This is a genomic window from Fluviicola taffensis DSM 16823, assembly GCF_943372375.1.
GTDB lineage: Bacteria > Bacteroidota > Bacteroidia > Flavobacteriales_D > Crocinitomicaceae > Fluviicola > Fluviicola taffensis_A.
In genome coordinates this window covers 565,150-577,182 of sequence record NZ_CALRYJ010000001.1, presented here as the reverse complement: position 1 = coordinate 577,182, position 12,033 = coordinate 565,150, and the positions used below count along the sequence as shown (strand labels likewise).

The 12,033-nt window shown below is 38.4% G+C and carries 13 protein-coding genes and 1 pseudogene; 1 reads left to right on the top strand and 13 read right to left on the bottom strand.

The genetic code is table 11. The annotated features are described in order from the left end of the window. Window positions 1-119: 119 nt before the first annotated feature. The 10 genes from AAG807_RS02415 to AAG807_RS02370 all read right to left on the bottom strand — a co-directional run bounded on the left by AAG807_RS02415 (window position 120) and on the right by AAG807_RS02370 (window position 7,667). On the bottom strand, window positions 120-770 hold the full coding sequence (locus AAG807_RS02415) for a hypothetical protein (RefSeq protein ID WP_341900446.1): 651 nt from the start codon (window positions 768-770) through the stop codon (window positions 120-122). Between the two features lies 1 nt (window position 771). Then, a complete protein-coding gene (locus tag AAG807_RS02410; protein ID WP_341900445.1) occupies window positions 772-1,203 on the bottom strand; it encodes a hypothetical protein in 432 nt (143 codons plus the stop codon). Window position 1,204: 1 nt separating this feature from the next. Beyond that, the gene (locus AAG807_RS02405) at window positions 1,205-1,660 is read right to left on the bottom strand and encodes a hypothetical protein (RefSeq protein WP_341900442.1); all 456 of its coding nucleotides are present in this window, start codon (window positions 1,658-1,660) and stop codon (window positions 1,205-1,207) included. A 95-nt stretch (window positions 1,661-1,755) separates the two neighbouring features. Further along, on the bottom strand, window positions 1,756-2,241 hold the full coding sequence (locus AAG807_RS02400; RefSeq protein WP_341900440.1) for a hypothetical protein: 486 nt from the start codon (window positions 2,239-2,241) through the stop codon (window positions 1,756-1,758). Between the two features lie 53 nt (window positions 2,242-2,294). Beyond that, window positions 2,295-2,993 carry a hypothetical protein gene (locus tag AAG807_RS02395; protein ID WP_341900439.1) on the bottom strand — a complete coding sequence of 233 codons (699 nt, stop codon included), beginning with the start codon at window positions 2,991-2,993 and terminating at the stop codon, window positions 2,295-2,297. Window positions 2,994-3,042: 49 nt separating this feature from the next. Beyond that, entirely contained in the window at window positions 3,043-3,759 is a 717-nt protein-coding gene (locus AAG807_RS02390; protein ID WP_341900436.1) for a hypothetical protein, read from the bottom strand. Between the two features lie 30 nt (window positions 3,760-3,789). Beyond that, window positions 3,790-4,518: a hypothetical protein gene (locus tag AAG807_RS02385; RefSeq protein ID WP_341900434.1), complete on the bottom strand. Its 729-nt coding sequence runs from the start codon at window positions 4,516-4,518 to the stop codon at window positions 3,790-3,792. Window positions 4,519-4,565: 47 nt separating this feature from the next. Then, a complete protein-coding gene (locus AAG807_RS02380) occupies window positions 4,566-4,985 on the bottom strand; it encodes a hypothetical protein (RefSeq protein ID WP_341900432.1) in 420 nt (139 codons plus the stop codon). Window positions 4,986-5,465: 480 nt separating this feature from the next. After that, a complete protein-coding gene (locus AAG807_RS02375) occupies window positions 5,466-6,305 on the bottom strand; it encodes a DUF4435 domain-containing protein (protein WP_341900430.1) in 840 nt (279 codons plus the stop codon). Between the two features lie 6 nt (window positions 6,306-6,311). After that, complete coding sequence (locus tag AAG807_RS02370; RefSeq protein ID WP_341900429.1) at window positions 6,312-7,667, bottom strand: AAA family ATPase; 1,356 nt, start codon at window positions 7,665-7,667, stop codon at window positions 6,312-6,314. Window positions 7,668-8,090: 423 nt separating this feature from the next. Here AAG807_RS02370 and metG point away from each other — a divergent pair, with 423 nt between their 5' ends. After that, window positions 8,091-9,791, top strand: coding sequence for a methionine--tRNA ligase (gene metG / locus AAG807_RS02365; RefSeq protein ID WP_341900427.1), 1,701 nt, complete (start codon window positions 8,091-8,093; stop codon window positions 9,789-9,791). On the opposite strand, the pseudogene AAG807_RS02360 reads toward metG, so the two are convergent. From AAG807_RS02360 to AAG807_RS02350, 3 genes and pseudogenes are all read right to left on the bottom strand, one after another. Continuing rightward, window positions 9,779-9,877 (bottom strand): annotated as a pseudogene (locus tag AAG807_RS02360) (GxxExxY protein); the annotation flags it as partial. The gene metG and the pseudogene AAG807_RS02360 sit on opposite strands and share 13 nt — an antisense overlap. 154 nt (window positions 9,878-10,031) lie before the next feature. Next, complete coding sequence (locus AAG807_RS02355) at window positions 10,032-11,231, bottom strand: oxygenase MpaB family protein (protein ID WP_341900425.1); 1,200 nt, start codon at window positions 11,229-11,231, stop codon at window positions 10,032-10,034. Then, entirely contained in the window at window positions 11,228-11,932 is a 705-nt protein-coding gene (locus AAG807_RS02350) for a DUF1003 domain-containing protein (protein ID WP_341900423.1), read from the bottom strand. Before AAG807_RS02350 ends, AAG807_RS02355 begins: the two co-directional genes overlap by 4 nt. Window positions 11,933-12,033 lie beyond the last annotated feature (101 nt).

Genomic DNA, 12,033 nt, shown 5'->3' with positions numbered 1-12,033 from the left:
GTGTTTAAACAAATATAATGCACGCATAGCAATTTTACAAATAAAACCAAATAGACTAACAAATTGAAAACGAGGTGTTTTTCAATTGTTTTGGTGGATGGGGTTAAATCAGTTATAACTTAAACAAAATTGGTTGCGCATTGATCAACCGTTTTCAAGTGATGTCTTTCTAAAAAGGCTGAATTGAAAAGCTCGTTGTTATACGAAAGAATATGTACGTTCCCGGAATTACAGATGTAAAATGAAAACCGGTTCTTATCGTCAAAAAAGAAGATGAATTCCGGAGCACAGGTATCGATTCGCTGCATCCAAAAAACGATCGGAATGAATGTCTCCAAATCCTGAATTCCGATTTTGAATCCTTCATCATAATAATCGGTCCCAACAATTTGTTTTAAGTCCGAATAAGCCTTTTTTAAATCTGAATGGTCCGTTTCCAAATTTCCAAAAAAGTTCATTTTGAGATGACCAAGAACCATTAAATCAGTTACATCCAGATTTGCAAACAGTGCTGTTAATCTTCTGGAAAGCTCTGCCGGATAAGTTTTCAGTTCGGAGTAATCAAATGCAAGGACGGTGTGGAGAGATTCATGGTAGTCAACGGACTCCTCAAGAAGATCAAATTGGGAAAGATAATCGTTTCGTTCTGCCTCACTTTCGAATAATTCTAAATCGTCATTGTGATAAATGACCTTTTGGATTTCAGAAACTTCTGAAGCACTGGTTTTATGCTGATTGAAGATGGTTTTTCTTTCTGTTTTCTCGATCATATCAAATTGTTTGGTTTGATTCTTTTGCCATTTCCCAAACTCCTTTAACTGCCGGAAATAAAGCCCACTTGTCATTAAATTTCCCAATCCCAAACTTAAACTTCCAGGTTCCTTTCACCAAATTGTTTTTGAGTTCGCCGGAATAGTAAATGTTCCTGTGAGGTTTTTGCTCCTCAATCCGATTTCCTTTTCTATCAAGTGAAGTATGAACAGGCATTTTCTTGATAAATTCGATTTGGTTTCCCTTGAGTCTGCCTTCAATAATTCCGTTTCCACGGGTTCCGCCTGTTTTCAGGTCATCTTCAACCGTTCCGGAGAAATTACTTCCGTCAAATAGCGTGATTTCAATCCTGAAGCGGGTTTGCTGATTTCTTCGATCTTCAGGAATTCGTTTGCTTTGATGTTGATATGCTCCGTTCCAGATTCCAATCATCTCAATGGCGTTTGAAGATCCATTTCACCTTCGAAGAATCAGTTGGTTTCATATCCGTGCAACTTGCGCCTTCACAAAATCCCAAACTCCACCCGGAAGGAAGTTCAATGTAATATCCCCAGCCCGTTTCCTTTTGAAGTTTTTTTTGCAATGCTTTCGGAATTTCTGACCAGGTCATCCCCACATGGTATTTGTCATGTGTCAGAAACAAGGTGTCAGAGGTGGCCATGTAAATCGAGTCGTTCTTCTCAATGACCAGATCAAAATTGTGACCATCGAACTTAACCGATGTGCTCGGGCTGAATTTTCCGGCCGAAACCAGGGTTTGTTTGACAATCACGCCGTCTTTCGTCTTCGTAAGGTCTTCTTCAGGAATGCCTTTCACTGTTTCCGGAGTTTCCGTTGAGCAGGATCCGATCAGTAATGAGGAGATAATAAGTATAAAAAAGTGCTTCATATTCGTGTTTTTTTGGATGTCAGGACATTGGGATGTTAAGATTTTAGGACTAGAATTTGGTTTAAAATTCGACCGTTTTTCTACTCCTAAAAATATCATTTATTTTTCTCAAAAGCTTCCATCATTACTTCTACTTCCACATCTTCGTCTTTGCTGATATTTGCCGGTTTCAAATTCTTATCGAAAGAATAGTTTCCCTTAATGGAATCTTTCACTGGATGAGGTAAATTGGACCGAGACATATTCTGATCAATCGCTTTAAACGCCTTTGCAATTTCATAGGTAGTGTTAAAGGATTTTCTCGTTATTTCCATTTCTTTTTCGGAGAGATTGTATTTGGCTTTATAGCTTTGATAATCCAATTTCATATAATCGGAAAGACTCTCCGTGTTTTCTGAAATGTATGATTTGTATTTCACCAAACTATCTTGAGTTTCCAGGTAATTTTTTTCGTTTAGACTCAAAACCGATTGGTTTTCTGAACAAGCGGAAAACAGGAATAAAAGGAAAATGATAAGAATAAACTTCATGTTCGTGTTTTTTCGGATATCAGGGCAATAGGATGTTAAGATTTTGGACATCAGTACTGGAATTTAGGCTTAAAATCCTAATATCTGGAAGTCCTGAAGTCCAATTACTTTCCAAAATTAATCCGTGCTGCCAATTCTTCTGCTTCCGCTTTGGAAAAATTCCCGCTTATTTCGGTTTCTCCTCCGGAAATAGCGTCATTCACTACCGGACAGGAAAGCACGCGATTGTCTATTGTTATGGCAATAGCGAGACCAATGTTTTTGCGCGTCATTACTTCCCAATCATGAGCTCCCTGGTCATTCATGGAAATCCGGACAACAGGCATTTGATTGTAATCAGCTATTGCTGTTTCAGCATGTTGAATGTGTCTTCCATCAACAATGGCTTTTCCGCTGTCAGGCACTTTTACCGCATACAAAACAAACATCGCTTTCCCATTTGGGGTCTTTTCAGAACTAAAGGACCACATGAATTTCAGGTTTTTGGGGAAGTTATTCTTGACTCCTGGCAAAGCCAATAGGGAATCCACCCGGGTCATATCTTTTTCAGCCACGTATGCCAGCATATTTTCGGGCGATATTTGAACAAATGCAGCCAACCCATTGGGGTCTTCCTGCGGGGTCAGTGAATCTTGAGCACTCACCCAAGTGCAAGCTGCACTCCAGGAATCCAGAATCTCATTGAACGGGTAAGTCTCGAAGAACTGAACGTTTCCGGGCTTTACATTTTTCAGACGTGCATTGCCGGTTTCAGAACCGCAGGCAGTCAATACCAAGACTAATACGAAAGGAAGAATTTTCATGGTGATAGATTTTCATGATAAAAATAGGATATTAATTGTGAATGTTTGTTTATCTACCGGCATTCATTCGATCGGAAATGGTTCCGGCTGCCTCCATGGTGAAATTCACGTCAAGTTTCAGCTTTTCGGTGATCACTTCCAATACCTTTGGGTAAGCAACGACTTTTCCATCTAACACAACAACAATAAAGCGATTGAGATTTTTGCTCGTCATTTCTTTCAGTTTTCGATTACCGGTTTTGGTTAGTTCCACATGAATATTGACCATTCCGGTTTCTTCATTCTCAGCAGGTACAGATTCCTTTACGTCGTGAGAATCTACCGGTGCTTTTTTATTCTTCGGGATTTTAACGGCATAGAGACAGTATCCTTTACGGCCATCTAACACGCTGGTTTGAAGGTTCCATGACCACAGGAAATGAAGGTCTTTCGGAAATAGTCCGGCAATTTCCGAGATGGCAAGAATTGAATCGACAGCAGACACATCTTCTTTTTTAGCGAAACCAATGGTGTTGTCGTAATTGCTAAAAATAAAGGACTTCAATCCTTTAAAGCCGATATAGAAAGGAGGTTTACCTACCTGATTACGTTGATCGTTTTCAGCACTCCATTTACAGGCATCCAACCATTTGGTTTTGATCTCGTCCATGCTGTAGGTTTCGAAAAACTGAACGGTGACGGGATTTTCTTTTTTCTTGGGAATCGAAACAGGGTCGTTTCCACAGGAATACAAAATCAGGAATAACAGAAAGGGAAGGTGTTTCATAACTGCCTTGTTTGCAAATAAAAATACGATTTATCTCCTTCCACTGTTTATTCGAGCGGTTAACTCTTCCAGTTCCTTCAATGAAAAGTTTCCCTCAATTCCTGCAGTACCTGATTGAATAGAGCAATTTACCCTTGGACAGATGATTACCTTGTGATCCATTGTAATCGCAATGCAATGACCAAGGTTGTCTTCTGTCATTTTTTCCCATTCAACAGTTCCGTCGATAGTCATTGTTAAGTTGATATAACTCCTATTGTGTCTTCCTCCATGCAATTCGAGGTTTGCTGAGTTTACATACCTTCCATCGATACGGGCTATTTTTCCTTTAGGAATTTTGATGGCATACAAGTATCGTCCTTTTAATGAATCTTTATTGGTTTCGAGGCAATATGACCACATGAATTCAAGATCTTTTGGAAATCTGTTTTTGATCTCCGGAATTGCCAGGATCGAATCGACTGCCGGGAGATCTTTTTCTTTTACGAAATAGTAGGTGCTGTCAGGAGCAAATGATACCAGGTTTTCGAGTCTTCTGCTTTGGAACTGTTCTTTTGTTAGGTCCATGTATCGCGGAAGCGTATCTGTTTTTGCAGATTGAATAAAAACGGAGTTCCAAACTTCAGCTAGTTCTGTGAAGCTATAAACTTCGAAAAATTCAAGGTTTCCGGGTTTAACTTTAACTGGTTTGGGCGGAGGGATTGATTCGGAATTGCAAGCGCATGCGATGAGTAGGAAGAGGAATGGAAGGAATTTCATGCAATGGGGTTTGGCTATAAAAGTAGGTTTTTAATTACGAAAGGATCCTATTTACCCTTCTCTACAATTGATTTTAAGTCCGTTAAAATTTCAGCTATTCTTTGCGCAACTTTTTGATCTTCTATAGAGCTTAGCAACCAGGATTCTCCGATTGAAATTTCCCAATAGTACTTAAAGCCATAAGCTTTGGCTGATTCGCGGTCGACTTTTAGTTTTTCTATTTTAATCTCAGCATTTTTCAATTCAAATTCTTTTGAATAAGGTTCGTCATCAAAGAGGAATATTTTTGTAATTAAAATGGTTCCGGAAAGCGTGTTTTTGAATTCACTGATTCCTGAATTCATATCCGGAATGTGTGTGCTCATATAATCATCAAGCACCTTTAATGTAGAGTCGCGTTTGCTGATTTGAGAATAGGAAAAAGTTGTTACAAGAAGTGCGGCTGTGATTAAGATGAGTTTTTTCATGATGATAAAAATACGATTTATTGATTTCCCACGGATCCCGATGACTATCGGGACACGGAAGAGCACGGAAGTGTTTGATTAGATGATTCGCAATTGTGAGAATAAAATGAATTGATCCCGGATAAAAATTCGACCTTCTATTGCGAGTAGTCACAAGCATTTTGCAATGAAAACAGTCTGAAAACCAATAAAATCGCGTGTTAAATCCTTAACCTTTTAATACTCTATCTATGCTCTATTCATACAGTATCTATGGGTAATCTCTTTTCTGTCTTTTTAGATCAGTTTTTCTGGTTTTTGGAACACTTTTTTTCTCGGAAGTGGGATTTGAGATAAGTAGGTACAAGCAAGATTTTGAAGAGTCGGAACAGGTTGCTCAGGGTAACTTGAGAGAAGTTGTTTAAACGCAAAGAGTATTCGGGAAGCTTAAGCGGAGTGGTAAGACCTGAGAGTTACATTAAGATTTGTTTCTTAGTTCTATCAAAATAATTGTGTGGCATTTGTAATTTGCCATTCTGTTAAACTTGAATAAAGAGTTGTTTGTTCAAATAAAGATTTGTTAAAAACGATTCTAATTGCAGATCCTAGGCTATCTCCATTAATTCCGTTTTTATTTTCAACTTCTCGAAAATACTTAGCAAAAGCATTTAACAAATCGTGACCGTTTGTAAGCTGTAATAAGTCTGGGTTTGTGGACTTCAATTCAATCACCCGTCTTTTTAATTCTTCTTTATTCTTTAAAATGGTGTTAGGAGATTTTGATAAAATTCTTTCTATATACTGCTCAAAATCAATAGATTTATTTGTAAATGAAATTAAATCTTGAAACCCAGATTTAAAGCATAATTCAAGTTGCTCCTTATCATTTAATAATTTCAAAAATCCAATTAAACTAATTGTTTCTATTAGTTCGTCGCGAAAGATTAAATGTTGGCATTGACTTTTTGATGAATATTCAAAAATTATGGAGTTTAAAACTGGTTCAAAATTTAGCATTGTAATTTCAATGTCATGATAATCTGTTAAGAACATGTTGGTTTCGTTATATTCTAAACTATTTAGTTTGATGAAGTCAGAATCTCTAATCCCCAATACCAAAGGATAAATGTTTACTAATGTATCAACACACTCTTCAAGTTTTTTATTTCCCCCAGGGATGGTTTCAACCTTGCATTTCTCTAAATCAAAAAATTTTCTAAATAACCTAATATCTGTGTCTCCCTCTAGAAGAACAAAATTTATACCTCGGCTATTGGGGTGCAAAATATCAAGACGAAGCTCATTAAGTTTTTCTTGATAGGATATGTCCGCTTTCTTCATTTAGAATTATTTTTCTAAGTTGTACACTAGATCCCATCGATCATTAATAATAGATGGGGAGTGGGTAGCAATCAAAACCTGAAAGTGTTGAATATCAATTATCCTTAACAAATCATCAAGGAATTCTTTTTGCCAAGAAATATGAAGTGAAATTTCTGGCTCATCAATTAATACCATAATACCAGATTTGGTTTTAAAGATTAATTCATATAGAAGAACCACTTCATGTTGCTCTCCAGATGATAATTCATTTAGTTCTAAGGTTTTGTTATTAGAAGTTTTAAAGTAAAAGCCCCTTTCTCTATCAATTGCAATAGACTTGTATGTAAATCTTCTCTCATTTAGAATACTAGTAAAAAGTTCTAATTTTTCAAGGAGTTCATCGAAAACACTTAGTTTTTGTTCTAAATCATTTAAGTAAACTAAAAGAGCCTTTGAGTCATCTTGACTATAGGAGAGTGCTTTTTGTTTACTTTCGTACAAGCCATTTCTAGTTAGCTTTTCTTGTTTTTTAGTAAGCTCCTCAAATCTTGAATCATATTCGTCTTTTGAAACAGTACTTTTCTCAGAGATGAGTCGATTTGGATATGTACTATCTAAGTTTTGAGAAATTATGAAGGATTGTTGTGACTTTTCAATAATTAATTTTTTCAGTTCACTGGCATAAGTTTGAATGGTTTCAATCATCATACTTTGTTCGCGTTCATTTCTATAATTTCTATCTGGATTCTGAACCTTTTTCAAAAGTCTCTGTTCTCTAATTAAATGAACATTTATAGAATCCAGAATCTCATTTGTTCTTATAGATTGAATTCTTGAAGATTGACTAGCTTCACTAGGAAGTTGATCTGCATAGGTTTGCATTATCTCATCAATATCTAAAATTTGGTCAGTTCTATGATCAATCCATTGTTCTGGTGAAATTCTTCTTACTGGAAGAAAGGCATCAATCATTTTTATAATTTTATCTGAAACTTCAAATGAGTAGTTAAAGTGCTCAATTACCTTATTGTTCTCGTAAAAGGAGAAGTTGAGATCTTTTTTTTCCTTTGTTCTTTCAAATTTTTTTTCTTTTGGAAAAAATTCAAATTGTTCATCCTCAATAGTTTTATCAATTATTATTTTAATATTTCCTGATAAACAGATTGTTATTTGTTCAAAGACAAGTTTATTAAAGAATCCAAATTTTCTGTTGAATAAATTGAAAATAATATTCAAAACTTGTGTTTTTCCAAAACCATTGGGTCCTGTGATTATAAGGACATTTTCCTTAGTTGGATATTCAATTTTATAATTGAATATTTCAAAGAGACCTTTTATTTCTATGGATTTAACTAATGTTGGTGATTTAATTGAATTCATTTTATTCATTAATTTAGAGTGAATCTAGCTATCTATTATTAACTGAGCGAACCTATTACAAACATAGCAATCATAATTGTAAATTTTTCCAAAACAAACCTACCAATCCCCTTTCACTTCATCAACCGTATTTACCACATCTTTGCGTTGCGGGTTACCACAATTTTTGCAGTATCTATCAGATTATCAAGGTTGATTGAGTGGGGTCGAAGACCGCGATAATTCTGTTAGTCCTCTCCATTAACAACTTATGAAGTAGGAAACGGATTACCTTTGCGTCCTCTGCATCTTTGCGGTTCTAATCTGTTCATGATCTTCACGGAAATCCGCGCTATCTGCAGGCAAAAACGTAAAATCAAAGTTATCCTCCCCCTTTATCCCCCTCCGAAGGGGGAGAGCTAAATTTTTTCCTAATTTTGTACCATGAATAAATCGAAATTTACTGTAACAGCTGCGCTCCCATATGCGAACGGACCCCTTCATTTAGGACACGTTGCCGGTGTTTACCTGCCTGCTGATATTTTTGTGCGCTTCCTGCGTTCGAACGGACATGATGTGGCTTTCATTTGTGGTTCGGATGAACACGGTGCTGCAATTACCTTGCGCGCTAAGAAAGAGGGAATTACTCCGCGCGAAATTGTAGATAAATACAATAAAATTATCGGGGATTCATTCAAACAATTCAATATCTCATTCGATATTTTCCACCGCACTTCTGCGCAGATTCACATCGAAACAGCACAGGATTTCTTCAGGGTGTTGGAATCAAAAGGAAAGTTTATTGAGGAAACGACCGAACAATATTACGACGAGGAATACCAGCAATTTTTAGCTGACAGATACATTACAGGGGAGTGCCCGAATTGCGGAAACCCAAGTGCTTACGGAGATCAGTGTGAGAGATGTGGTTCTGATTTGAGTCCGACGGATTTGAAAAACCCGGTTTCTACTTTGAGCGGATTGAAACCTGTTTTGAGAAGCACTTCGCATTGGTTCTTGCCGATGGATCGCCACGAAGAGTGGTTGCGTCCATGGATCAAGGAAGGAATTTTGGACGGAAAACAGCAGCACAATCCGAAGGCCTGGAGAAATCAGGTGATCGGTCAGTGTATGTCCTGGATTGATGGCGGTTTGCATCCACGTGCCATGACGCGTGATTTGGATTGGGGAGTTCCCGTTCCACTTCCAGGTGCAGATGGAAAAGTGTTGTATGTCTGGTTGGATGCACCGATCGGCTACATTTCCGCAACGAAGCAATGGGCTTTGGATAACGGAAAAGATTGGAAGGATTACTGGTGCAACGAAGACCGCAAATTGGTTCATTTCATTGGAAAAGACAACATCGTATTCCACGCAATCATTTTCCCTATCTTGTTGAAAGATCACGGAGGGTTCATTTTACCTGACAACGTACCGGCTTACGAGTTTCTCAATTTGGAAGGCGATAAATTCTCCACTTCCCGCAATTGGGCTGTTTGGCTGCATGAATACCTGGAAAGATATCCGGAGAAGATCGATGAATTGAAATACACCTTGACATGCATTGCTCCTGAAACAAAGGATGCGGAATTCACCTGGAAGGAATACCAGGCGCGTGTAAACAACGAATTGGCGGATATTCTGGGGAATTTCATCAATCGTGCGCTGGTGCTGACCCAAAAGTACTATGAAGGAAGAGTTCCGGAATGTGGAGAATTGACGGATGAAGATGAACAGGTACTGACCGATATGAAAGCAATTCCTCAGCGTATTGCTGATTTGGTATACCAATACAAATTGCGTGATGCGCAGGCTGAAGCAATGATGTTGGCGCGTATCGGAAATAAATATTTGGCGGATAATGAACCGTGGAAATTGGTGAAAACCGATCCGAAAAGGGTAGAAACAATCATGAATATTGCGTTGCAGATTACTGCGAACCTTGGTTTGGTGTTGGATCCGTTCTTACCGGAAACGGCAGCAAAGATTCGTGCATTTGTAGGAACGGACTTGAAGCCTTGGGATGAAGCCGGAAATATCTTATTGCAGGCCGGAGATCAAACAAACGAACCAAGCATCTTGTTCCAAAAGATCGATGATGAGTTTGTGGCCAGAGAAGTGGAATTCCTGAACGCATGTTCATAAGTTGATTCTAATAATCCAGGACCGGTTTCATTATAAACCTCGTAGATTGCCTTACGGATTTCGTAGCTGATTTCATTTTCTGTCATATTCTAAATTAAAATGAACATTTTCGAAATGCAAGCCCTTAAAGTATTGATTATTAAGTGTTTTTTGCTTATTTTATAGTATGTGCCATATAAGTCCACGCAATGAGAATCTGCGGTATTCGCGTTATCTGCGGGAAATAGACCTTAAACCTGTTTATTTATCTGTAATCTGCTTTCTGTTGTTGCTTTCCAAGTAGGCGTTTACGATTTTCTTTTGTGTTTTTCGGTTACGTTGAATAGAACGATTGTAACTGTTTTCAGACCGGTGAACAAAAGGTTGACTTAAACTCACAAAGAACCGCTGGATCGGTGGGTAAATGCGCCAAGCCGTTTTAGGAAGCTGCATGGTTTTGCAGGAAGCTTCTCCCAGAAAAAACCAATTGTATCCCAAGTGTGTTTTGTAGACTAGTTTCCGCTGCCATTTTTTGGGTAGAAAATTGCCGTCAATAGGTTCGAGGCTAAGAGCCAACGCGAGTGAAATCGTATCATCATCGGCAGGAGCCTGTGTGATTGTCCAGGAATAGATTGCGCGGATTGCATCGGATTCTGTTTCCGGAAGATATGCTGAGGGAGTTCCGAGTAAGGATCCCACGTATTTCCAAAAATGGAATAAGCCCCGGATTTCCTGTTCTGTAGGTTTCATCCCTAATTTTCGGAGTCCGTCTAGAAATATGATCGAGAACCCTAAGTTGGTCGCCATCATGTCCCATTGATTCAACGGAGCTCCCCAATCAGCTTCGCGCCATTTTCCTTCGTCCAGAATACTTACACGGGCATACGCATGCATCAATCGAATCTTCAAGCATTCTTTCCAACCGATTTGAGGATTGGTGATGGCATTTTCTCCGATGATGCGAACCCAGAACTCAGTTGTTTCCGTTAAACGCTTGGCAGCACCTTTTTTCAAAGCTCCCGTGAAGACCAATGGTTTGTTGATGGCCGAAGATTCATAACCGCCCATCAGGCAATAATTGCGAAGGACCATTAATCCGAGTGAGCCTGCCCGCCTGCAAAGCATAGCACCCTGTTCCAGCAATTCTTCGTTCAACCAGATTGGTTTCGTCGTGATTTCTGCAACTAATTGATTCAGGGAATCCGGAATACCTGCTATTTTCTCACCATCGAGTAGTTGATTGATCCACTGGTCGGCTTGTTTGAACCCCTGTTTTTGATAGACTTCCCGAATAACCTGGTCTGCCAATTGATCGGTTTCAAAAAGACGAGGAATGAACTGCTCGATCTCTGCTTTTTCAGGAAAGCTTCCGATAAGTCTTTTTGCGAGCTTCTTTCCGTTGCCGGTTTCCCAATAAATGGAAAATCCGGGTGAAGGGTAGTGAAACCTTGTCGGAGTCATTCTTTTTCTCCTTTAGTGTGTTTCTGAAGCAGATCTTTCATGGTATCCAATTGGATTTTCTGCATTTCCAATAATTCTTGTTGCTGATGGATAATCAGGTGATCTATTTTGTCGTGCAGCAAGCGGATTTCAACTTCTGATTTCAGATTGATCATGTAATCCTTCTTTGCACGCTCTCTGTCCTTCTCTTCTTGTCTGTTCTGACTCATCATGATGACTGGCGCCTGAAGTGCCGCCAAACACGATAAAATGAGGTTTAAAAGGATAAAAGGATAAGGATCGAATCCTTTGTTGAGTAAAATGAATGCGTTGAATGCGATCCACATCAATAAGAAGGTCATGAAGGAGATGATGAAGGTCCAGCTTCCACCAAAGGTTGCAACCTTATCTGCTATTCGTTGACCATAAGTATCTTTCTCTGCTTTATCCTCCAATTGATCGGAAATCAATTTCTTTTCATTGAGGGATTCCAAAACGGTTTTATCTAAATCCGAAAGTTCTCCCAATTGATCTTGCATCATGTTTGAAAGATACTTTTCTCGATAGTCATTGAGCTCATTAATAGAAAGATAATGGTTGTCATCAAAATCGGGATGGTCTTTTTTAATGAGTTCAAGTACAGACCCTCGAATCGTTCTTGCAGAAATTCGCTCGGAAATCGGAAATTCAGTATGGGATAGATCGCTGCGAAAAGTGCTCATAATTGAAAATGAATTTGGTCTTGTGAATTTAAGCAGAAGAAATGGCTTAAACTAAAAATGCCTCAATTCATCCGGTGTTAACGGGCAAATTGAGGCATCTC

What these genes read in the sequence shown, in the direction of transcription:
- AAG807_RS02415 (WP_341900446.1), bottom strand. Translation starts at nt 770, where the DNA reads ATGATCGAGAAAACAGAAAGAAAAACCATCTTCAATCAGCATAAAACC.
- AAG807_RS02410 (WP_341900445.1), bottom strand. Translation starts at nt 1,203, where the DNA reads ATGATTGGAATCTGGAACGGAGCATATCAACATCAAAGCAAACGAATT.
- AAG807_RS02405 (WP_341900442.1), bottom strand. Translation starts at nt 1,660, where the DNA reads ATGAAGCACTTTTTTATACTTATTATCTCCTCATTACTGATCGGATCC.
- AAG807_RS02400 (WP_341900440.1), bottom strand. Translation starts at nt 2,241, where the DNA reads ATGTCCAAAATCTTAACATCCTATTGCCCTGATATCCGAAAAAACACG.
- AAG807_RS02395 (WP_341900439.1), bottom strand. Translation starts at nt 2,993, where the DNA reads ATGAAAATTCTTCCTTTCGTATTAGTCTTGGTATTGACTGCCTGCGGT.
- AAG807_RS02390 (WP_341900436.1), bottom strand. Translation starts at nt 3,759, where the DNA reads ATGAAACACCTTCCCTTTCTGTTATTCCTGATTTTGTATTCCTGTGGA.
- AAG807_RS02385 (WP_341900434.1), bottom strand. Translation starts at nt 4,518, where the DNA reads ATGAAATTCCTTCCATTCCTCTTCCTACTCATCGCATGCGCTTGCAAT.
- AAG807_RS02380 (WP_341900432.1), bottom strand. Translation starts at nt 4,985, where the DNA reads ATGAAAAAACTCATCTTAATCACAGCCGCACTTCTTGTAACAACTTTT.
- AAG807_RS02375 (WP_341900430.1), bottom strand. Translation starts at nt 6,305, where the DNA reads ATGAAGAAAGCGGACATATCCTATCAAGAAAAACTTAATGAGCTTCGT.
- AAG807_RS02370 (WP_341900429.1), bottom strand. Translation starts at nt 7,667, where the DNA reads ATGAATTCAATTAAATCACCAACATTAGTTAAATCCATAGAAATAAAA.
- metG (WP_341900427.1), top strand. Translation starts at nt 8,091, where the DNA reads ATGAATAAATCGAAATTTACTGTAACAGCTGCGCTCCCATATGCGAAC.
- AAG807_RS02355 (WP_341900425.1), bottom strand. Translation starts at nt 11,231, where the DNA reads ATGACTCCGACAAGGTTTCACTACCCTTCACCCGGATTTTCCATTTAT.
- AAG807_RS02350 (WP_341900423.1), bottom strand. Translation starts at nt 11,932, where the DNA reads ATGAGCACTTTTCGCAGCGATCTATCCCATACTGAATTTCCGATTTCC.